General features: G+C 61.4%; 12 protein-coding genes. All 12 read left to right on the plus strand.

The features are described 5' to 3' along the window. The first annotated feature begins 12 nt into the window (after positions 1 to 12). The 12 genes from flgH to ACK59H_RS06590 all read left to right on the plus strand — a co-directional run bounded on the left by flgH (position 13) and on the right by ACK59H_RS06590 (position 22,497). Positions 13 to 708: a flagellar basal body L-ring protein FlgH gene (flgH, locus tag ACK59H_RS06535; protein ID WP_060476943.1), complete on the plus strand. Its 696-nt coding sequence runs from the start codon at positions 13 to 15 to the stop codon at positions 706 to 708. Between the two features lie 12 nt (positions 709 to 720). Further along, on the plus strand, positions 721 to 1,830 hold the full coding sequence (locus tag ACK59H_RS06540) for a flagellar basal body P-ring protein FlgI (protein ID WP_060476978.1): 1,110 nt from the start codon (positions 721 to 723) through the stop codon (positions 1,828 to 1,830). Positions 1,831 to 1,841: 11 nt separating this feature from the next. Next, positions 1,842 to 3,008: a flagellar assembly peptidoglycan hydrolase FlgJ gene (gene flgJ / locus ACK59H_RS06545; RefSeq protein ID WP_060476942.1), complete on the plus strand. Its 1,167-nt coding sequence runs from the start codon at positions 1,842 to 1,844 to the stop codon at positions 3,006 to 3,008. A 12-nt stretch (positions 3,009 to 3,020) separates the two neighbouring features. Next, positions 3,021 to 5,054, plus strand: coding sequence for a flagellar hook-associated protein FlgK (gene flgK, locus ACK59H_RS06550; RefSeq protein WP_060476941.1), 2,034 nt, complete (start codon positions 3,021 to 3,023; stop codon positions 5,052 to 5,054). Between the two features lie 13 nt (positions 5,055 to 5,067). Further along, on the plus strand, positions 5,068 to 6,651 hold the full coding sequence (locus tag ACK59H_RS06555; protein WP_060476940.1) for a flagellar hook-associated protein 3: 1,584 nt from the start codon (positions 5,068 to 5,070) through the stop codon (positions 6,649 to 6,651). A 73-nt stretch (positions 6,652 to 6,724) separates the two neighbouring features. Beyond that, positions 6,725 to 10,309 carry a glycosyltransferase gene (locus ACK59H_RS06560; protein WP_060476939.1) on the plus strand — a complete coding sequence of 1,195 codons (3,585 nt, stop codon included), beginning with the start codon at positions 6,725 to 6,727 and terminating at the stop codon, positions 10,307 to 10,309. Positions 10,310 to 10,370: 61 nt separating this feature from the next. Next, positions 10,371 to 13,106, plus strand: a complete 2,736-nt coding sequence (locus ACK59H_RS06565) for a glycosyl transferase (protein ID WP_409264326.1) — start codon at positions 10,371 to 10,373, stop codon at positions 13,104 to 13,106. Between the two features lie 142 nt (positions 13,107 to 13,248). Further along, positions 13,249 to 14,022 (plus strand): class I SAM-dependent methyltransferase, encoded by a 774-nt coding sequence (locus ACK59H_RS06570; protein WP_060476937.1) that lies wholly within the window; start codon positions 13,249 to 13,251, stop codon positions 14,020 to 14,022. Next, entirely contained in the window at positions 14,019 to 14,624 is a 606-nt protein-coding gene (locus ACK59H_RS06575; protein WP_060476936.1) for an HAD-IB family phosphatase, read from the plus strand. The genes ACK59H_RS06570 and ACK59H_RS06575 overlap by 4 nt, the downstream gene beginning before the upstream one ends. Continuing rightward, a complete protein-coding gene (locus tag ACK59H_RS06580; protein WP_060476935.1) occupies positions 14,600 to 15,262 on the plus strand; it encodes an NTP transferase domain-containing protein in 663 nt (220 codons plus the stop codon). Before ACK59H_RS06575 ends, ACK59H_RS06580 begins: the two co-directional genes overlap by 25 nt. Next, positions 15,255 to 21,302 (plus strand): methyltransferase domain-containing protein, encoded by a 6,048-nt coding sequence (locus ACK59H_RS06585; protein ID WP_409264327.1) that lies wholly within the window; start codon positions 15,255 to 15,257, stop codon positions 21,300 to 21,302. The genes ACK59H_RS06580 and ACK59H_RS06585 overlap by 8 nt, the downstream gene beginning before the upstream one ends. Before the next feature lie 259 nt (positions 21,303 to 21,561). Further along, positions 21,562 to 22,497 (plus strand): ketoacyl-ACP synthase III, encoded by a 936-nt coding sequence (locus tag ACK59H_RS06590; RefSeq protein WP_060476933.1) that lies wholly within the window; start codon positions 21,562 to 21,564, stop codon positions 22,495 to 22,497. Positions 22,498 to 22,631 lie beyond the last annotated feature (134 nt).

A 22,631-nucleotide genomic window follows, 5' to 3' on the forward strand; every position in this document is an offset into this window, starting at 1 on the left:
GAGGTATGTGTCATGAAGCGTCTGTTGTCTGTGTTCGCCCTGGGGGGGGCGGTGGTGTTGGCTGGTTGCGTCGCGCCGACGCCTAAGCCGAACGACCCGTACTATGCGCCGGTTCTGCCGCGCACCCCGCTGCCGGCGGCTGCCAACAACGGTTCGATCTACCAGGCCGGTTTCGAGCAGAGCCTGTACACCGACCGCAAGGCGTTCCGTGTGGGTGACATCATCACCATCACCCTCAACGAGCGCACTTCGGCGAGCAAGAACGCAGGGTCGCAGATTCAGAAAAACAGCAAGGCCGACCTGGGCCTGACCTCGCTGTTCGGGGCCAACCCCAATACCAACAATCCGTTCGGCGGCGGCGACCTGTCGCTGTCGGCCGGGTACAGCGGTGACCGCACCACCAAAGGCGACAGCAAGGCCACCCAAGGCAACACCTTGACCGGCTCGATCACGGTCACCGTGGCTGAAGTGCTCCCTAACGGCATCATCGCCGTGCGCGGCGAGAAGTGGATGACGCTCAACACCGGCGAGGAGTTGGTGCGTATCGCCGGGCTGATCCGTGCCGACGATATCGCCACCGATAACACCGTGCCGTCCACCCGTGTGGCCGACGCGCGCATTACCTATTCAGGCACAGGCTCCTTCGCCGATGCCAGCCAGCCCGGTTGGCTGGACCGCTTCTTCATGAGCCCGCTTTGGCCCTTCTGAGTACGGATGAACATGTTCAACCTAAGGCAGCTGATTGCCGCGACCCTGCTTCTGTCCTGTGCGTTCGGTGCCCATGCCGAGCGCCTGAAGGACATCGCCAGCATCTCTGGTGTGCGCTCCAACCAGTTGATCGGTTACGGCCTGGTGGTGGGGCTCAATGGCACGGGTGACCAGACCACCCAAACCCCCTTCACCTTGCAGACCTTCAACAACATGCTCTCGCAGTTCGGCATCAAGGTGCCGGCAGGTTCGGGCAACGTGCAGCTCAAGAACGTCGCCGCCGTGTCGGTGCATGCCGACCTGCCGGCATTTGCCAAGCCGGGGCAGTTGGTGGACATCACCGTATCATCGATCGGTAACTCCAAGAGCCTGCGTGGCGGCAGCCTGCTGATGACGCCGCTCAAAGGTATCGACGGCAATGTCTACGCCATCGCCCAGGGCAACCTGGTGGTCGGCGGCTTCGATGCCGAAGGCCGTGACGGCTCCAAGATCACCGTCAACGTTCCGTCGGCCGGCCGCATTCCTGGCGGAGCATCGGTCGAGCGTGCCGTGCCTAGCGGATTCAACCAAGGCAACAGCCTGACCCTGAACCTCAACCGCCCCGACTTCACGACAGCCAAGCGCATCGTCGACAAGGTCAACGAACTGCTCGGCCCAGGTGTCGCCCAGGCCGTGGACGGCGGCTCGGTACGGGTCAGTGCGCCCATGGACCCAAGCCAGCGCGTGGACTACCTGTCGATCCTCGAGAACCTGGAGATCGACCCTGGTCAGGCCGTGGCCAAGGTCATCATCAACTCGCGTACCGGTACCATCGTCATCGGGCAGAACGTCAAGGTCTCGCCAGCGGCGGTGACCCACGGCAGCCTGACCGTGACCATTACCGAAGACCCGATCGTCAGCCAGCCGGGGCCGTTCTCCAATGGCCAGACGGCAGTGGTGCCGCGCTCGCGGGTCAATGCCCAGCAGGAAGCCAAGCCGATGTTCAAGTTCGGCCCTGGGACCACCCTGGATGAAATCGTCCGTGCGGTGAACCAGGTGGGCGCAGCGCCGAGCGATCTAATGGCCATCCTCGAAGCCTTGAAGCAGGCCGGCGCCTTGCAGGCCGACCTGATCGTGATCTGAGGACGCCGCCGATGAATTCGAAAAGCCTCGTCTCCAGCCACGCCGACAGCGGTGCCTACACCGACCTGAACCGCCTGAGCTCGCTCAAGCACGGTGACCGCGACAGCGATGCCAACGTGCGCAAGGTGGCTCAGGAGTTCGAGTCGCTGTTCATCAGCGAGATGCTCAAAGCCTCGCGCAAGGCCAGCGATGTACTGGCCGACGACAACCCGATGAACAGCGAGACGGTCAAGCAGTACCGTGACATGTACGACCAGCAGTTGGCCGTGAGCATGTCCCGCGAGGGTGGTGGTATCGGTTTGCAAGACGTGCTGGTGCGCCAGCTGTCGAAGAACAAGAGCACGCCGGTCAACACCAGCCCGTTCCCACGTATCGAGGGCAGTGCGCCTGCGCTGTGGGGCAACAAGGTGGCCGAACCTGTGCACGCCACCCAGGCCGCTGCCACGCGTAATGACGTCGCCGCGCTCAATGCCCGGCGCCTGGCGCTGCCGGGCAAGCTCACCGACCGCCTGCTGGCCGGTATCGTGCCTTCGGCCACCGGCCCGGCCGCGACCACCAATACGGCAGCCGTGCCGGCCCGTGACGGGCAGCAAGTGGCTACCGCTATCGCCGTTCCCGACAACGGCCTGCGCATTACCGGCCGCGCGGTGGCGCAGCCGCCGCTGGCACCGAAGAAGGCCTTCGCAGGCAGCGACGAATTCGTCGCCACCATGCTGCCGATGGCTGAGCAGGCTGCCAAGCGCATCGGTGTCGACCCGCGTTACCTGGTGGCTCAAGCCGCCCTGGAAACCGGCTGGGGCAAGTCGGTCATGCGCAACAGTGACGGCAGCAGCAGCCACAACCTGTTCGGTATCAAGGCCAGTGGTAACTGGGAAGGCGATTCGGCGCGGGCGATCACCAGCGAATTCCGAGACGGTCAGTTCGTCAAGGAGACGGCGGCGTTCCGTTCCTATGACTCTTACCAGGACAGCTTCCACGACCTGGTAAGTCTGTTGCAGAACAATTCGCGCTATCAAGATGCGGTGAAGTCAGCCGATAACCCAGAACAGTTCGTGCGGGAGCTGCAAAAGGCCGGGTACGCCACCGACCCGAACTACGCCAGCAAGATCTCGCAGATCGCAAGACAGATGAAGTCGTACGAGCAATACGCAACGCTCGGTACCACAACGAAACTTTAAGGGCATGGAACCATGGCGAGTCTGATCAACATTGGTATGTCGGGGCTTGGCGCCGCACAGTCGGGGATGTATACCCTGGGTAACAACATTGCCAACGCCGATGTCGATAGTTACTCGCGCCAGCAGAACGTGCAGAAGACCAAAGGCGCCCAGCAGGTCGGCCAGGTGTTCATCGGCTCTGGCACTACGCTGGCCGACGTACGCCGGGTTTACAACGCGTTCCTTGAGAACCAGTTGCGTACCACCACCTCGCTGAGCAGCGACGCCTCTTCGTACCTGAGCCAGATCACCCCGCTCGATACTGCCCTCTCGAGCAGTGACACCGGTATCACGGCTGCCTTGCAGAGCTTTTTCAGCGCCATGCAGGATGCTGCCGCCAAACCGACCGAGGACGCGTCGCGTCAGCTGCTGTTGACCAGTGCGCAGTCGTTGGCCAAGCGTTTCAATACCTTGTCGGCGCAGTTCAACCAGCAGAACAGCGATATCAACGCCAACATGGCGTCGATCGCCGACAAGGTCAACGCCCTGACCAAGTCGATTGCCGACCTCAACGCTCAGATCTCCAAGATGACTGCCATCAACGGCCAGCCCAACGACCTGCTCGACCAGCGCGATGGCGCGGTGCGCGAGTTGTCGTCGTTGATCGGTGCCGATGTGGTCGAGCAAAAGAACGGCAATTACGACGTCTATCTGAAGAACGGCCAGGCCCTGGTGCTGGGCAATACCACGCAAACGATCGGTGTCGAGCCTAGCGCCAGCGACCCAACCCGCATGAGCCTGATCCTCAATCGTGGCTCGACCAAGATGGACATCACCAACAGCACCACCGGTGGCGAGCTGGGCGGCCTGATCCGCTATCGCAAGGAAACGCTCGACCCCGCGCTCAATGAGCTTGGCCGCGTGGCGTTGGTAGTGGCAGATGCCATCAACAGTCAGTTGGCCCAAGGCATCGACAAGAACGGTGACTTCGGTGCCACCCTGTTCAGCGATATCAACAGCGCTGCGGCCATTGCCCAGCGCAGCATCGCCCGGTCTGGCAACAGCGCAGGCTCAGGCAACCTCGATGTGACCATCAAGGACACCGGCAAGCTCACCACCAGCGATTACCAGGTGACCTTCACCAGCGACAAGCAATACACCGTGCGCAAGCTGCCAGATGGCACCGACATGGGCAGCTACAGCCTTGACGACGATCCGGCACCGGTGATCGATGGGTTCAGCCTGGCGCTCAACGGTGGCGCCCTGAGCGCCGGTGACAGCTTCAAGATCACCCCGACACGCAATGCCGCAGCCGGCATCGACACCGTGCTGACCGATCCCAAGCGCCTGGCCTTGGCCGCGCCCCTGACGGCAACCAGCGGTTCGGGCAACAGAGGCACTGGCGTGATCACCCAGCCGACGCTGACCTCGGAACTGGACATCTACGATTCCGCGCAACGTTCGCAGCTGCAGACAGGCCTTAAATACTCGACCCCGGTGAAGCTGGTGTTCGGCGATGACAGCACCTCGCCGCAGGCGTACACGATGTACGACGCCAAGGGCAACAGTATCGGTAGCGGTACGATCATCCCCGGCCAGGACAACAAGCTGCAGCTCTCGGTGCCGATGGTCGATGGCGACGGCAATTCGCTGGGCAGCAACTTCACCTTCGAGATGAGCGTTTCCGGTGCTCCAAAGGATGGCGATAGCTATACCGTGGCGTTGACCGGTGCAGGCTCGGCGGACAACCGCAACAGCCAGTCGGTGATCGACCTGCAGACCAAATCCACCGTCGAGGTGGGTGCCAATGGCAAGGGCATCAGTTTCACAGATGCCTACGCCAAGCTGGTCTCCAACGTGGGTGGCAAGGCCGGCCAGGCGCAGATGGACAGCGATGCCACGACGGCGCTGCAGAAGTCGGCCAAGGATGCCCGCGACAACCTGTCGGGCGTGTCGATCGACGAAGAAACTGGCAATTTGATCAAGTTCCAGCAGTACTACACCGCGTCGTCGCAGATCATCAAGGCGGCCCAGGAAACTTTCGCCACCCTGATCAACAGTCTTTGAGGAGCCCTAGATCGTGAGCGTACGCATCTCTACCGCACAGTTCTATAACACCAACCAGGCCAACTATCAGAACAACTTCGCCAAATCGGTGAAGAGCCAGCAGGAGGCCAGTGATGGCATCCGCGTTCGCTCGGCCAAGGATGATCCGGTGGGGGCTGCGCGCCTGTTGCAGCTGGAGCAGCAGCAGAACATGCTCAAACAGTACTCGGGTAACATCACCAGCGTGCGCAACTCACTGGGCACCGCTGAAAGCACGCTCAACTCCATCAGCACCATCCTGCAGCGTGTCAACGAACTGGCGGTGAGCTCGGGCAACGGTACGTTCACCGACTCCGACCGCAAGGCCAATGCCGACGAGCTGGCGTCGCTGCAAGACCAGCTGTTCACCCTGATGAATAGCAAGGATGAGAATGGCAAGTACATTTTCTCCGGCTCCAAGGGTGACACCCAGCCGTATGTGCGCAATGCCGATGGCACCTACAGTTACCAGGGTGACCAGAGCAAGCTGAACCTGCAGGTGGGCGACATGCTCAGCCTGGCTGCCAACGAAACCGGTTACGATGCATTCGAGCAGGCGCTCAATACCAGCCGCAGCGAAACCAAGCTGGTGTCGCCAGCGATCGATGACGGCCGTGTGAGCCTGTCCAACGGCCAGGTGTCGGGTAGCTCGACCTACAACGACCGCTTCCGCAGCGGTGAGCCTTACAGCATCGAGTTCACCAGCAGCACCCAGTACAAGATCACCGATGCCAGCGGTAATGATGTGACCCTGGAAGCCAGCCAGGGCGGTACGTTCGACCCCAAGGGCGACAACACCACCATCAGCTTCCGCGGTGTTGACATGCGCCTGGACATCACCTTCAAGGATGCAGACAAAGGCAACGAGGATGCCGCCATCGCTGGGCATACCTTCACGCTCAGTTCCAAGGCTGATCAGGTGTCCGGTACCCGCAGCCCTGGCAACAGCTCCAGCGAGCAAATCACCAGCGCGACCATCACCGACCAAGCTGCCTACAAGGCTGCATTCCCTACCGGTGGTGCGGTGCTGAAGTTCACAGGTACCAACACCTTCGAGCTGTATGCCGCGCCGATCACCGACAGCAGCCGCCCAGTGGCTTCAGGCACCTTGGGAGGGCCGAGCGGTACCACGGCTTCCGCGGCGGGTGTCAGCTTCGAGCTGTCCGGGGTGCCGGCTGCGGGCGATTCGTTCGGGGTCAAGGTCGACACGCATCAGACCCAGAACGTGCTCGATACCATCAGTCAACTGCGTACAGCGTTGAGTACGCCGGTGGACAACGACCCGGTGGCCCGACAGAATTTTCTGGCATCGGTCGATTCGGCCATTGGCAACATCGTGAGTGCCAGCAACCAGGTATCGTCCTCGATCAGCGCCATTGGTGGCCGGGGCCAGGCGTTGGATGTGCAGGCTGAAACCAACGATGCGCTGAACACCGAGAACACCAAGACCCAGAGCTCGATTCGCGAGAGCGATCCGGCCGAGGTGATGCTGCGGTTGCAGATGCAGACCAACATGCTGCAAGCGTCTTTACAGGCTTATGCAAAAGTTGCCGGCCTCTCGCTGGTCAACTACATCTGACAGCCCCCTCGTTATATCCACTCACGCATTGCCTGCCGGTAATGCGTGAGCGCGTTCCCCAAGGTACCTCAACGTGAACCCATCGGCTCTGGTCAGTATCGCCATTGCGGCATTCAACCCTGATTTTCTGCGTAATGCCTTGATGAGCGCGGTCAACCAGGATTACCCGCACTTCGAAGTCCTGGTCTGTGATGACAGTCGTGGCGATGCGATAAAGCTTATCGTTGACGAGGTAATGGCCGAAACCGGCAGACCGATCCGCTACCAGCGCAACCCACAGACACTAGGATTTGCCCGCAATCTGCTGGTGTGTCTTGAGCTTTCGCGCGGCGCGCTGATCAAGTTTCTTTGCGATGACGACCTGTTGTTCACCGAGTGCGTGAGCCTGCAGGCCGCAGCGATGAACAGCCACCCCGACGTGAGCCTGTCGATCTGCCAGCGATTGCTGTGTGCCGCCGACGATGCATTGCTGCCTTCGCGGATGCTCAACATGGTGATGTGTCCGGACGATGCCGTGGTGAAAGGGACCGATCTGCTCGATGCCCTGGAGTTGCAGGCACCCAATCTGTTCGGTGGCCTGAGCGGTGCGTTGATGCGGCGCTCGTTGGTGGAGGAGTTTCTGCCCGCGCTGGTCATGGAGGGCCAAGGCTTTGCGGCACGCTTGGACCTGGCACTGTACATCTGCCTGCTACGCCGGGGAAACCTGGGGCACCTCGACCGTTTCCTCTGCCTGGAGCGGCTGCACCCGGCACGATTGAGCCACCAACCCAGCATGACCTTGGCGTTCCCGATCGAAACCGACTGGATCAAGGCAATGCTCGGTGAGCGCACCAGCGAAGCTGCTCCGGCCAAAGGCTGGGTCAGGTATCTGCCTTTCTGCGACTACGTCGACGATGCCAGTGCGCAATGGCAGGAGTACGACCTAAATGGCTTAGGGGCTTTGCAGTGGGCCCGTACACAACAGCAGGTAGGCAGTGATTGCCTGTCTCTGGAGCAGGTCTACAGTCAGTGGCTGGAGTGCCGCGTACTCTCGGACGCGCAGCTGAAGCTGTTGCCCAAGCGCTTTGGGCAATGGCCCTCGCAGCCCAGGATAGTGCCGGTAATCTGGGCCGATGAAGGCCAGGCATCGGCGCTGCGCATGACGCTCGAAAGCCTGAACGCGCAATCCTATCCGGCTGCGACTTGCTGGGTGGTAGGGCCGACGCAGGCATTGGGCGCAGACGAGGCGGGTGTGGAATTTCTGCCATCGCAAAGCGATGGCATGGCGACGCTGCAAGCTCGCCTTCAGCAGGCTGAGGGCGTTGACTGGGTGCTGCTTTTGCGTGCCGGTGACCGCTTGGTCCCCCATGCGCTGGCGATCATGGCCGAACGCATGGTGGTGCGCGACCGTGTGTGCCTGTACATGGACGAAGACAGTCAGGACGCGCTGAGCGAATCCACACCATTGTTCAAGCCCGACTTCAACCTCGACCTGATGCGCAGCATGCCCTATGTGGGGCGCGTGCTCGCATTCAAATGCGAGGCATTGCAGCAGGTAGGGGGGCTCAACGCTGACTTCGGGCTGCTGGCTCCCCATGATCTGCTGTGGCGGCTCGCGGAGCAGCATGGCCTTCAGGTGGTCGAACATGTCGATGAGGTACTGGTTCATTGCGCATGGCGTTTCGACGATTGGTTGAGGGACCCGCGCTGCGTCCTGCAGGCACCTCGGGTGACTGACGCCCACTTGCAACGGCTGGGCGTGGCAGCTGATGTCGTTTGCGCTGACGGGCTTGCCCTCTGCCGCGTGGCTTATCAGCACGCAGGTTCTGCCTCGGTCTCGATTCTCGTCACTGTTGGCGACAACCTTCAGGTGGCCAGGCGTTGCGTCGAGTCATTGTTCGAACACACCGCCTACGGCAACTTCGAAGTGCTGTTGATTGCTGCGCCAAGCGTGCCGACAGAGCTGCGCCAGTGGCTTGAGGCAATGCGCAGCCTTGGCAGCGAGCAGTTGCGGGTCATCGAAGTTGCTCAAGCCAGCAAGGTGGCCCAGTTGAACGAGGCCAGCAGCTTGGCGCGCGGCGAGTATCTGCTGATGCTCGATAGCGCCTGCGTCGCCTTCGACGCGGGTTGGCTCGCTGAGCTCGTGGCCCAGGCCCGGCGTCCGGAAGTTGGCGCGGTTGGCCCGAAACTGTGTAGCGCAAACGGCACGGTGGTCGGTGCCGGGCTGGTGCTGTCGCTGCATGGCGAAGCTGGCAGCCCGTTCGTGGGAATGCCCGCTGATAGCAGTGGTTACATGCACCGCCTGCAGGCGGTGCAGAACTGGAGCGCCTTGAGCCTGGACTGCCTGTTGCTGCGGCGGGAACTGTTCGAAAGCCTCGGTGGGTTCGACGTCGACCGATTGCAGGGCGGCTTTCAGAATGTGGACATCTGCCTACGGCTGGGAGAGCAAGGCTACCTGTTGGTGTGGACGCCCAACGCCTTGCTGGCTTGCATGGCGGCGGCTAGCGATGGTCACCCAGGTGCGCATGACATACGCGCCCTGAGGGCGCACGACCAGGCAGTGTTGCATGAGCGCTGGCTTGCCAAGCTGGCCCGTGACCCTGCCTACAACCGCAATCTCAGCCTGAAGATGGCAAGCTTCACCCTGGAGCCTGGGCTGCGCCAAGGGTGGGATCCTTTCATCAAGCGTGTGCTGCCGTCGGTGCTGGCGTTACCGGTCAACTCTTCTGCGGTGGGTCACTACCGTGTCTCTCAGCCGTTCCTGGGCCTGGAAAGCGCCGGCTGGATACAAGGACGTCAGGATTACTCCATGCCGGAGCTGATCCAGCTCGAGCGCGAAAAGCCCGACGTCGTCATCTTCCAGTACCGCAGCAAAAAGAGCTCGGTCGATGAAATGCAGCGCCTGGTGCGTGCTTCCAGTGCCAGGCATATCTATGAGATCGACGACTACATCATCGATGTGCCCAAGCGCAACGATCACTCGCGCAATATTGCCGGGGACATTCGTGAACTGGTCGCCCGCGGCATCTCGTTGTGCGACCGAGTGGTGGTGTCCACCGAACCGTTGGCCGACGCTTTGTCGAGCCTTCATCACGATATCCGCGTGGTCCCCAACATGTTGGCAGCTCGGCTCTGGGCAGGGCTTGCCAGCGAGCGCCAGACCACGGCCCGACCGCGGGTGGGCTGGGCGGGGGGAACCAGCCACAGAGGCGACCTGGAATTGCTCCAGGATGTGGTGAAGACGCTGGCCGATGAGGTGGACTGGGTATTTTTTGGTATGTGCCCAGATGCGTTGCTGCCGTACGTCAAAGAATTCCATCAGGGTATCCCTATGGCGCTGTATCCGCAGAAGCTTGCCAGCCTCAACCTCGACCTGGCGCTGGCACCGCTTGAGCAGAACCTGTTCAACGATTGTAAAAGCAACCTGCGCTTGCTGGAGTACGGGGCCTGTGGTTTCCCCGTGATCTGCTCGGATACCAAGGCGTATGCAGGTTACCTGCCGTGTACCCGGGTGGCTGGCAATGATGCGCAGCATTGGCTGGAGGCGATACGCATGCACCTGTCTGACCCGCAGGCCAGCTACCAGCAGGGTGATGCTTTGCGTGAAGTGGTACTGCGCGACTACGTACTGACCGAGCGACACCTTCAACACTGGGCCAACGCCTGGCTGGCCGACTAAGCGCCTGCGCCTAGCTCCGGCAGCGGCGGTGGCAGAACTGAATTTGATTACCGGGTGCATTATGACTGGACACACAACCGACAATACCTTGGCGCTGGGCGATATCACGGTGTTGCTGCTGGGCAGTGGCGACCTGGATTATCGCGCTCGGGCCAGCACCTATGTGAAGAGCCTGGGATGCAAGCTGGCGGTGCTTGAGACGGCGACCGGCGAGCAGGCGCACCAAGCGCTGGCCAGTGTCCTGGCGACCCTGGAAACCCCGTTCGTGGTGCTGGTCAAAGACAGTGACTTTCTCTTGCCGCACGGCTTGCAAGTTGCTCGCGACTGGCTGTGTGAGCACCCCGAAAGCCAAGGTGTTCAGGGCTACGTATTGGGCATGCGCCCTGGCAACGCTGTGGTCGCTTACCACCGGCAAGGTCTGACAGCCCACCGTCAGCCCGGACGTGATGCACGGGAAAGGGTTCTGGAACACGCGCTCAGCGGCCTGCAGCCTTGGCGTGCGCTGCTGCGGGTGCAGGCCCTGCGCCGCGCCCAGGCCGAAGCTGCGTTACGCATGGCTGATGAGCACTGGCTGCTGGGGCTGTCTTTTGCATTGCTGCGCCAGGCTGACCTTGAGGTGCTGGAGCATACGCTGGTAGTCAGCGAATGCCAGCAACAGCAGTTGGACCCTGACAGTTTGCTGCCAGCTGTGCGTAAGCTGCGCCAGTGGGACGAGCAAGCCCAAGCGGTTTTCGATGATGATGAAGGCTTTGCCATTGTGCGCCAGTTCGCCCTGACCGGTGCTGGCGCCGTAGAGGAGCCGTTGCTGTTCACCTCGCCCTGGACCAGCGTCATCCAAGAGTCTCAGCGCAGCTTCGAGGCCCGGCAGTGGGTCGAACTGCCTTACTACTCTGCAAGATTGTTCACCCAGCTGACGGCCATCGAATTCCTGCTGCATGCGTGGCCTGCCGGCCAGGCGCAGGTCACGGCGGTGGAAGGTGCCTGGGTGCGCCAGCATGAACTGCTCGTGCGTCATGCCAATGACAACCAGCAGACGCTACGTGGGCGGTACTGGCAAGCGCTGGGGATCAATCTTTTTGCACCGCAGGTCTGCCGGCAATTGCTGGCGGTATTGACCGACGAGGATGAGCAAGCGCGTGGCGAGCTCGAACAATGGTTGCAGCGCCTGCAGGAAGTGGCCGCCCCGGCGCTCAGCGACCGTCTGGCGCGAACGCCTTCAGGTCAGGTCATGCAGACGCTGGCCGAGGCGACGTTGAGCGCCGATGACCGCAAGCGTGTGTTCGAACGGCTCGATGGTGCCCGCAAGATCGGCATCGCACTGATGGTGCTGGACCTCGATGATGACAACGAAGCCCTGCAGCAGACGTTTGACAGCGTGGCGCAAAGCGGCCTGCGCGATATGCGTATTGTCGTGCTCAAAGCCGGTGCCCTGCCGGCTATCACCACGGCTCGTGACACGCTGCATTTCATCAAAGTGACAGCGGACAATGTCGTCACGCATCTCAATCAGGCACTGGCGCAATTACCCAGTGAGTGGGTGCTGCTGCTGCAGGCCGGTGATGAGCTGGCCGGCAGTGGTCTGCTTCGCCTGCAACTGGAACTGTCTCAGGAAAATGCCTGCACGGCCGTCTGCGGGAATGATGTGCAACGTGACAGTGATGGACGGCTGTTCGTGGTCCAGCGGCCTTCTGCCGATATCGATCTGCTGCGCAGCCGCCCGGACTTGATGGCGCCACACTGGTTGATCCGCCGAGAGGCGGCCCTGAATGTGGGTGGTTTCAGCGCTGCATGCCCGCAGGCCCTGGAGTTCGACCTGCTTCTGCGCCTGGTCGAACACAATGGGTTGGGCGGGCTCGCGCATGTCGACGAGTACCTGGCGGTTGGGCTCAATCGCCGTGACACAATGTTGGCGCAAGCCAGCGTCACCCTGGACCGTCACCTGGCTCAGCTGGGCTATCGCGCGCAGGTGTCTGCCGATGAGCTTGGGCAACTGCAGATCGAGTTCCGTCACCCGGGCACGCCTTTGGTGAGCATCCTGCTGGCGGCGGGCGAGGACATGCAGCAACTGGCTACCAGCTTGGCGAGCATACAGCAGCGCACGCGCTATCCGCGTTATGAGGTGTTGGTAGTTACTCATGGTGAGCTGGGTCAGCAAGCCAATCTGGGAGCCAAGGTGCGGATGCTGGCCTGCCCATCCGCGAATCTGGCAGAGCGGCTCGATCTGGCGGCGGGGCAAGCACGGGGCGAGTACCTGGTGCTGATGAGTGACCGCAGCCAGGTGTCCAACCCAGGTTGGATCGAAGGCTTGCTCAATCAGGCTCAGCGGCCGGAGGTTGGCGTAGTCGGTTGCCAGATGCATGACGGTGATGGCCGTGTGAGCCATGCCGGCTACGAACTGCTGGAGGGGCAGCGTGTGCATGCCAGCTGGTTGGGGCGTGAGCTTGGCGAGTCGAACGGCACGTTGAGTCTAGGGGTAGTGCGTGGCTGCCATGCCGTCAGCGCCGATGGCCTGATGGTGCGCAAGGAGGTCGTCGAAGCGTTGGGCGGTTTGAGCCAAATGGCTCCGGTGGATCTGGAACTCTGCGTTCGGGTGGCTCAGGCCGGTTTGTTGGTTTTGATGGCGCCTCAGGCACAGCTGTACAACCCGACTCTGCCGATCGTCCCGGATGGCGATTGCAGACCCCTGGCGGCGCGCGCACCCTGGGCATTCGCCCGCGCAATTCCAGTAGATGGCGCCCAAGGGCTTGCCATGCCTAGCTGTGATGGCGCGCCCCATTGGCTCAAGACGCTGCTCTGATTAATCCAGAGCAATCAAGCCGGGCATCGCCCGGCTTTTTTGTGCGCGTTGGCAGACATCTTGCTTTGAGCCTTTGCAACCGGGCGGGTGTTGGATTTCTGACTGCTTCATGGCCCGTTCGCTGCAGTGACAAGGAGCAATCTTGAACGACTCTCGACGCATCAAGGGTGAGCGAGTAGCCATCGACTACGATGCAACCCGCGCTTTTTTTGAAGCGCGCGGCAAGCGCGATTATGCCAACGTGCTCAGCGCCACCATGTACCAGGATAACGACCCGGAGCTGGTCGAGCGGCGTGATCAAGCTGAAAAGGCGGCGATGGCCAGTATCCTGGGCCTGAATCAGGCTCGGCGAATTTTCGACATCGGCTGCGGCACCGGGCGCTGGGGCTGGTTTCTGGCCGAGCACTGTCAGGAACTCGACTATCTGGGCGTCGATTTTTCCGCCAGCCTGATCGACAAGGCCAAGGCCGAAGCTGCAAAGCGTCAGTTACCCGCCTTGCAGTTCCAGGTGATGTCGGCCACCGACATTCAGCCGCTGGCACTGCAGGTGTCGGCGCCTTTCGACCTGGCGCTGATTTCGGGCTTGCTCATTTACCTCAATGACGCCGATTGCATCAAGGTATTGGGTGATGCCGCCCGCCTGTTAGCTCAAGGTGGGAGGATCTACCTGCGTGAACCGGTCGGCGTGGCTGATCGCTTCACCCTCGACCGCTTTTATTCCGAGGAGCTCGCCGATCAGTACTCGGCCATCTACCGCACGGCCGCCGAACTGCGCCAACTGATGGATGTAGCGTTCGATGGCCTGGATATGTGCGTGGAGCATGAAGGTTTTCTGTTTTCGGACAGCCTGGAAAAGCGTGCCGAAACCCGGCAGTACTTCTTCGTTCTGCGACGTAGTCAGGGAGCTGCGCAATGACCACGGCCTACTGCTTCGACCTCGATGGCACGCTCACGCGCCAAGAGCTTTTGCCGCTGATCGCAACCTCGGTGGGGCTGGAAGACGAAATCAGTGCGTTGACCCAGGCGACCATAGAGGGCCTGCTGCCCTTCGACAAGTCCTTCAAATTGCGCGTCAGGCTACTGCGGGATGCGCGCCTGGACTGGATTCATGCCGCACTGGACAGGCATGTCGAGTTCGACCCGGCAATACTCGATTTCATTGCCCGCCACCCCGAGCAATCGTTCATCGTCACCGGCAACCTCGACCTCTGGGTCAAGCCGGTTCTCGACAAACTGGGCGTCCACAGTTTCACCTCGCTGGCCCGGCTCGACGGGCAAGGGCAGTTGGATGGCGTCGAGCACATCCTGCACAAGGGTGATGCGGTCAGCAGCCTGCGCTCGCGCTTCGATCGCATCGTTGCAGTGGGCGAAGGCATGAACGATGTGCCGATGTTCGAAGCTGCCGACTGGCGAGTGGCGTTCGGGGGTGTGCATCAGCCCAACAAGGAGCTGATGAAGCTCAGTGATTTCGTTACTTATGATGGGAAGGCCCTATGTCGCCTGTTAAGCACGCTGTAATCTGCGCCGCCGGGATTGGCTCGCGGCTGGGGCTCAACAAGCCGAAATGCCTGGTGGAAGTGGCGGGGCGGACATTGCTCGACTGGCACCTGGAGCGTCTTCAGTGGGCCGAGACGGTCTGGCTGGTGGTGGGTTACCAGGAAGATGATGTCATCGCCCACGCCATTTCACTGCGGCCTGACCTGATTGTGGTGCGCAACCCGGATTACGCGCGGACCAACACGTTGCAGAGCATCTACCGTGTGTCGCGCCATCTCGATGAGCGCATGCTGGTGCTGGACGCCGACACGGTCATGGATGCGCGGAGTTTCGAGTCGTTCCTTCAGGCCTCGCAGACTCACGAGCAACTGATCGGCGTATCGCCCTACATCACCAGTGATGGTGTTCGCGTGCAGCTCGATGCGTCCGGCAGCCAAGTGCTGGGTTTTACCCGCGAGCCGCATTACGCCATGGAATGGACCGGCATCGCGGTGATCAAGCCGCAGTTGGTGATCAACCAGCCGATTTTCGTTTATCAGGCCCTGGAAGCCTGCCTACCCCTGCCGGCATTCGAACTCAAAGCGTTCGATATCGACACCACGGCAGACCTTGATATGGCACGTAAAGTCTTTGCAACCCAGTGGGGCGAACATGAGTAACAATTCCCAAGGCCAGATCGCCCGTCATTTCTGGAGCCAGACCGAGCGTGGCAAGATCGGCCCCGCCGAGCTTTATGAGCGCCAGCGCCAATGCCTGCTGGAGCAAGTGCTGCCCGGCCTGCCTGAAAATGCCCAACTGCTCGACATAGGCTGTGCGGACGGCGACTTCAGCCTGCTGTTCGCTCGCCACGTTGAGCGAGTCGTGGCGTTCGATGTGGGCGAACGGCTGATCGAACAGGGCCGCGCCAAGGCGCGGGAGCAGGGCATCGACAACATCGAGTTTCAGGTCGCTGATGTGTTCGAGTTTTCCTCGCCCCAGCGCTTCGATGTGGTCAGCCTGATGGGCGTATTGACCACCATCAGTGACGACACCGCCGCCGCCCGCGTCGTGCTCAGAGCACTGTCGATGCTCAAGCCGGGTGGGCAGTTGATTCTCAAGGACTCGGTGCTGCTGCAAGGCCGCGAAGCCCGCACCCTGCTCAACGATCAGTACGAAGCCAAGTACCGTCCAGAGCCCCAGTACACGGCATTGATCCGCTCATTGGGCCTGCGCGAACAAGCGCGCTACCCGTTACTGACCATGCCTAATTGTGGGCAGACCAGCGTGCTGTACGTCTTCGGCACTGTGCTGAGCCAGCCGGCATCGCTGCCGATTGCCGATCTTCGGGTTGCCTGTTACGGCAGCATGCCGTTTCACTTCCGCTCGCTGCGCCCGCTCGCGGCCTGTTTCCAGAACAGTCTGTTGAGCCTTTCGATTGACGAAGTCATGGCCTGGAAGCCCCAGGTCATCGTCGTCGCCGATGGTTGGTCGGTAGAATTCTGGCGTGAGTACTGCGATGCGCATCAGGTGTTGCTGATCGGTATGCGCCACGGCTCGGTGACGCGTTACGGGTACGCCGAACCGCAGTACAACCATGCCGACTACCTGTGCGGCAGCGTCTGGGATATCGAAGACACCTTGCTCTCGGACGTGCATCCACGGCACGGCTTCCTGCTGACCGGTAATGCCTGGGTAGACCAGGTGTTCAGGCTGCCAGCGCGCCAATGCCTGAACGATGAGCCGACCATCCTGTTCGCCCCGACCTACAACCCGGAAATCAGCGCTGCGGTATTCTTCGGCGACCGAGTCGTGCCTCTGATTCGCTCAGTCTATCCGCGGGCGAAAATCATCATCAAACCGCACCCGGCCATCGTTCAACACGAGCACAGCTTCGTCGTGGACAAGGCGCTGTTCCGCAACCTGATGGCGCAGTGGCGTGAACAAGTTGCCGCCGACCCGCGTGTGGTGCTGGTGGATGACCCGGGGGCAAGCATCGCCGACAGCTTTGCCGAAGCTGACATTCTGGTGGCCGACCGCTCATCGTTGCTATTCGAGTTCATGGTACTGGACCGCCCGATCCTGCTGTATTCCAGCGAGGCTAGGGTAGGCCACTGGGAATACAACCCGGACGCCCCTGGCAATGCCTGGCGGGATATCGGCATGGAGTTCGGTGACGATCAGGCGTTCCTCGCGCTGCTTGCCGATGCAGCCAATCTGCATCGAAGCCACTGCCGTGATGCACAGCGTGCGCGCGTGCAGCACCTGTATGGTGATTATCGCGATGGTCGCTCGGCCGAACGGGTGGCGTCCGCCATCGCCCAGGTGCCCCGGCTGCATGTGGTAATCGACGGCAAGCACCGCGAGCAAGCGGCGCGCCTGCGTGAAGCATTCGATCAGCGCTTGGCGTTCAAGCGCATCAGCGTTATCGGCAGCTCTGATGGGGGCGTTTCCCCAGCACAGTGGGTCGAGCAGCGGCTGGTTGAGCCGGCGGCTGACTTGGCCTACCTGATGGTCGATGCTGGCCTGAGCTGCGAGCTTGGCAGTGCCCATCAGGTCAGCCAGGGGCTGGCGGCGCTGGCCAGCGGCGAATGCGCCGCCATGTCGTTGAGCGTCGCGGCCGCCGCAGCGCCTGAGCCGCCAAGTGCGGACAGCGGCGTCTGGATTCGTCAACAATTACGGTCTGCGCTTGAACGAACTCAGGGCCTCAGTGCACTGAAGCTTTTGCCGGCCCATGCAGTGCAACGCCTGCTCGTGCAGCTGCCGGCGGTTGTTGACCACGAGGTCTTCACTACGTTGTGGCAAGTGGCTGGGGCTAGCGAGCCGGTGGCGCCCTGGCAGCACGACACACTCAACGTCGTGCTCGACAGTTCGGTGCTGCCCATTGTCGGTGGTCAAGCCGGCCAGTTCTTGGCGGGGCCGAATGCGCGCTTGCAACTGGTTTCGCCGATCATTGAGCACGCACCCTCGGTAAACGGCCTCGAACTGTTGATCAGCGCGGCGCGGGGACAGCAGTACGACGTCTATCCGTTCATCACGCAGGTTTGGGTCAATGGTCGCTGTGTACGGGAAGTGACGGTCGGCGATGCTGGTGCACTGCGCCTGCGACTGCCGTATGAGCCTAACGAGCGTGGCATCACCGACGTCGAGCTACGCAGCTCGGGTTGCTTTGCTGGCATGCCTGGGCTTGCCGGCCCGCTGTCGCTATATATCGCTTTTGCCCAGGCAACGCCCGTGGTTGCGCCTGAGCGCGCACGCATTCATCAGATCTTCTATTCGGATGAAACGCGGGCGAAGCTGGAACCGGGCTACATACCGCTGGACAATGTCGGGCAGCGCCCCGATTGGGCCGAATACTGGCCGATGCGCAATGTCTTGCTGAATGCGAGCCTGGATGAGAACACCTTCTATGGCGTGCTCTCACCGCGCTTCAAGGACAAGACCGGGCTTGAGTCGCGACAGGTCCTGGAGTTCGTTGCCTCGGCGCCAGACGATGCCGATGTTCTGTTGTTCCCGGTGTTCTATCCAGACGGTGCCCGCTACGAAAACACCTTCATTCAGGGCGTGGTTCACCATCCCAATATCTGGCCGGTGTTCGTCGAAATGGCCCGCCGCCTGACGCCTGGGGTAGATTTGCAAACCCTGGTGATGGATGCCACCCAGGTACAGTTCTGTAACTACTTCATCGCCAAGCCGCGATTCTGGCGTCGCTGGTTCAGCCTGGCGGAGACCATCTTCCAAAGCGCTGAACAATGGCGCACTGGCGAGTGGCCAACCGCGTACGGAGAAGCGTTGAATACTGCCACTTTGCATCGGGGAACCGAGGGGTATGAATGCAAAGTCTTCGTCATGGAGCGTTTGGTCTCGCTGATCCTGGCTACCGAGCCGCAGTGGCGTGTGCACCTTTTCGAAGGGCTAAGGCCCGCGCAGACCGGCGCGCAGCTCAATGCCGACCTGCTGCTCCTCGATCAGCTCAAGACGAGCTTGCGCCAGGCAGACACCCCTCAGACCCGGCAGGCATACGCAGAGTTACGCGAAACGGTGTTTGGCACCCTGTTCGCCCCGCAGATCGCCGAGATCACTGCCAAGGGAGGCCAGGTGGCGACTGCCCAACAGCAGATTCAGGCAGCGTTGGCGCAGTTCCCGGCTTTGCCTGTGGAGCCCGATATGTCGCAGTGGCTCGCCGAGCGCGTACCTGATGCGGTGCAGCAACGCTTGATCAGCGAGCGCTTGACCCGCGGGCGGGCGCCAACGATAGCGGTGCTGGTGGTCAACCACCAGGCCAGCAGTGAAAGCCTGGCTGTGACCGCCAAAAGCCTGAGCCCTGCGCACAATGCTTACCCTGCAATCGAGCTCATCGAACTTGCCGAGGGGCCGATACCCAAGCAGGTCGAGCAGATCGTGCGCAACGGTACCTTCGACTGGTTCATGCTGGTGGAGGCCGGTTGTGAGTTCACTGCCAGTGGACTGATGATTGCCGCGCTGGACCTGATTGACGCTGAAGGTGTGCGTGCGGTCTACGGCGATGAGATGCGGCGTTTGCCAAACGCAGAACTTCAGTTGGCCGTGCGGCCAGACATCAATTTGGACATGCTTCTGAGCCTGCCGGGTGTGCTCGCGCGCCATTGGTTGTTCAACCGTGAGGCGGTGCTGGCAACAGGCGGTCTGCGGATGGACAGCGCAGAGGCGTTCGAACTTGACCTCATTCTGCGGCTGATAGAAGACAAAGGGCTGCAAGGGCTGGGGCACATCAACGAACCCTTGTTGATCAGTGCCGCCACTCCGCTGGTCGATAGCCCTGAGCAACGCGCTGCTATCGAGCGGCATCTACTGGCCAGAGGCTTCGAGGGCGGCACTGTCTCGGCCCGGCTGCCGGGGCACTACGACCTGGATTACGGGGTCGGCGAGAGTGCGCTGGTGAGTATCCTGGTATCCACCGAGGACGGCCTGGAGCGCCTGCGCCGTTGCCTGGACACCCTGCTCGAGAAGACCACCTACCGTCGCTTCGAGATCCTGTTGCTCGACCAGGGGCAAGATGATCCGCAGCTGCAAGCCTGGTTGGCCGGTGTCGAGCAACTGGACGCGACGCAGATTAAGGTGCTGCGCTTTTGCAGCGATCTCTCTACGGTCCAAGTGCGCAACTTGGCGGCCGAGCAGGCGGCGGGTGAGTTGCTGCTCTGGTTGCATGCCGGTATCGCCGTGCTGGAGGACGACTGGCTGCAGCAGTTGGTCAATCACGCTTGCCGCCAGGAGGCAGGTGCCGTAGGGGCCAAGCTGCTTGCCAGTGATTGCACGGTGCGCCATGGTGGCCTGATCCTGGGCATGCATGGGCCGGTTGGTCGTGTATTCAAGGGGCGTCCAATGCTGGCGCCGGGGTATCAGCAACGTTTGCTCGTTGACCAGAACGCGGTGGCGGTCAGTGGCAAGTGCATGATGCTGGGCAAAGCGCTGTTCCATGAGTTCGGCGGTTTCGATGAATCACCGGAGCTGGCGTGCTGGGCGGATGTCGACCTGTGCCTGCGCTTGCATGCGGCCGGCTACCTCAATGTCTGGACGCCTCGTGCGGCATTGCTGATCAGTGAGACGGCCGAACCTGCTGTTACGGTGGAGCAAGAGGATGCCCTGTATGCACGCTGGCTACCGCTGCTGGCACGTGATCCCGCCTACAGCCCGCATTTGCGCCTCTCTGGGCCAGAATACAGCGTTGTTCCGTCTGCCCTGAGCTGGCAGCCCCTGGCCTCTTGGCGCCCGCTGCCTAGGGTGTTGGCCTGCGTGGAAGATGTGCAGGAGGGCGATGAGCAGCGAATCATACAACCGCTGCAAGCGTTGAGCCGTGAAGGCCTACTGGACGCAACGTTGGTGCAAAGCCGTTTGTCGTTTGCCGAGATTGAGCGCTTTGCGCCGGATTGCGTAATCGTGCGCCGCCCCATCGAAGCTGAGCAGATCGAGTGCCTGCGGCGCCTGTCAGCGTTTTCACATGCGTTCAAAGTGATTGATCTTGATGCGCAAGCCTGGGGGCAGCTTTCGGTGGATCGACAACGCTTCGGGCATCTGCTTCAAGGTCTGAATGCAGCCATGGCGCATGCCGATCGCTTGGTGGTTGCCAACCCTGCGTTAGCGGAAACGTTCGCCGAGGCACATCGCGATATACGGGTGGTCGAAAGCCGCTTGTCGCCAGCGCAATGGCAGGGCCTGCGCAGTCGGCGCGGCGTCGGGCACAAGCCGCGGGTAGGGCTGGTAGGGGGCTGGCTGGGCGCCGCCGAGGAGGCATTGCTGACCGAAGTAGCCAGCATGCTCAAGCAAGAAGTGGAATGGGTGGTGCTCGGTGCCTGCCCCCCAGGCTTGCAGGCTGATGTGCAGACGGTCACTCCGATTCTGGGTGCCGCCGATTACCCAAGGTTGCTCGCAGGGCTTGACCTTGACCTGGCGCTGGCTCCGCTGGCTGAGGGCCCGATTAGCGCATGCGCCGGCAACCTGCGCTTGCTTGAGTTTGGGGCTTGTGGCGTGCCGGTCATAGCCAGCGATGTGCGTGCGTACCAGGGGCCGCTTCACGTTACGCGGGTGCAGAACCAGCCAGCGAGCTGGGTGGAGGCAATCCGCATGCACCTGCATGACCAGGCTGCAAGTGCTGCGATGGGTGAGCAGTTGCGCGAGCAGGTCCTGGCCGACTGGATGCTTGAAGGCGATCACCTGTTGGCTTGGCAGCGTGCTTGGTTGGCGTGAGGCCTCCTGAGTGACCTGGCAACTGATTGCGCCCCGGCTATGCCGGGGCGTTTTTTTTGCTTTTGGGCTTATCTGACCACTCTCTACGACCAGGATTCGACAAAACGCGTGACTTGGAAGTCACGACGGGCATCTTCACTGTTATCATCGTTACATTCGTTAACGTCTGCGCCCGTGAACCGTCCGCCCATCGTTTCGATTCAACCGCGGCTGGGCCCGCGCGCAGGGGCATGTTGCTGACATTGAATTGGGAAGCCATATGATTGGCATTAAAAGCATCGCCAGTTACGTGCCGACAGAAGGCGTGGATAACTACGCCCAGGGCGCGAAATTCGGCAAAGATCAGGATTTCATCTTCGGCAAGATCGGATCTACGTTCTTGCCTCGCAAGGCCGAGGCTCAAGAAACCTCCGACCTGTGCGTTGAGGCCTGCAAGAAACTGTTTGCCGCCAATCCTGCGTTGGACCCGGCCTGTATCGACGTGGTGATCGTCGTGACCCAGAACGGTGACGCCGAGGGTTTGCCTCACACCGCTGCCATCGTGCAGCACAAGCTGGGGCTGTCCACGGCGGTTGCTGCGTTCGACATTTCTCTGGGTTGCTCGGGCTACGTCTACGGCTTGTATGCCATCAAGGGGTTCATGGAAGCGGCTGGTCTGAAAAATGGCTTGCTGATTACCGCAGACCCTTACTCGAAGATCGTCGACCCCGAAGATCGCAACACCACCATGCTGTTTGGTGATGCCGCCACTGCTACCTGGATGGGCCATGGTGCTACCTGGCAGTTGGGCAAATCGCTGTTCGGCAGCGATGGTGCCGGTGCCGAGCATCTGCGCACGACCGATGGCAAGTTCTTCATGAACGGCCGCCAGGTTTACAACTTCGCCCTGGTCAAGGTGCCTGCACACCTGCAGCAGCTGCTCGACACCAGTGAATTGAAGGCCGAGGACATCGACCTCTATTGCCTGCATCAGGGTAGTGCGGCGATCGTCGATGCGGTTTCCGCGCGCTTCCTTGAAGGCGAGCACAAGCAGCGCTTCGTCAAGGATATGGTCGAAACCGGCAATACAGTGTCCTCGAGCATTCCGTTGCTGCTGGAAAAACACGTCGTGGGCTCGCAGCATCGCCGTGTGGCGCTGAGTGGTTTTGGCGTGGGCCTGTCGTGGGGGTCAGCGATCATCGAGCGCTCGGACTGACCGCAGGTAGTCTTGCTGAACGCCGCCGCCTTATGGCGGCGTTTTGTTTTCCCGGCTATGGTTTTTTGAGCGTCTGTAATCTGGCGTCAACTCCTTGAATTCATTGGGCTGGCAGGATGCCAGCAATTTTTTTG

It is taken from the genome of Pseudomonas sp. KCJK9000 (assembly GCF_046230725.1).
Classification (GTDB): Bacteria; Pseudomonadota; Gammaproteobacteria; order Pseudomonadales; family Pseudomonadaceae; genus Aquipseudomonas; species Aquipseudomonas promysalinigenes.

Coding starts and splice junctions, on each gene's coding strand:
- flgK (WP_060476941.1), top strand. CDS start 3,021: ATGGCGAGTCTGATCAACATTGGTATGTCGGGGCTTGGCGCCGCACAG.
- ACK59H_RS06585 (WP_409264327.1), top strand. CDS start 15,255: ATGAGTAACAATTCCCAAGGCCAGATCGCCCGTCATTTCTGGAGCCAG.
- flgJ (WP_060476942.1), top strand. CDS start 1,842: ATGAATTCGAAAAGCCTCGTCTCCAGCCACGCCGACAGCGGTGCCTAC.
- ACK59H_RS06590 (WP_060476933.1), top strand. CDS start 21,562: ATGATTGGCATTAAAAGCATCGCCAGTTACGTGCCGACAGAAGGCGTG.
- ACK59H_RS06580 (WP_060476935.1), top strand. CDS start 14,600: ATGTCGCCTGTTAAGCACGCTGTAATCTGCGCCGCCGGGATTGGCTCG.
- ACK59H_RS06565 (WP_409264326.1), top strand. CDS start 10,371: ATGACTGGACACACAACCGACAATACCTTGGCGCTGGGCGATATCACG.
- ACK59H_RS06540 (WP_060476978.1), top strand. CDS start 721: ATGTTCAACCTAAGGCAGCTGATTGCCGCGACCCTGCTTCTGTCCTGT.
- flgH (WP_060476943.1), top strand. CDS start 13: ATGAAGCGTCTGTTGTCTGTGTTCGCCCTGGGGGGGGCGGTGGTGTTG.
- ACK59H_RS06575 (WP_060476936.1), top strand. CDS start 14,019: ATGACCACGGCCTACTGCTTCGACCTCGATGGCACGCTCACGCGCCAA.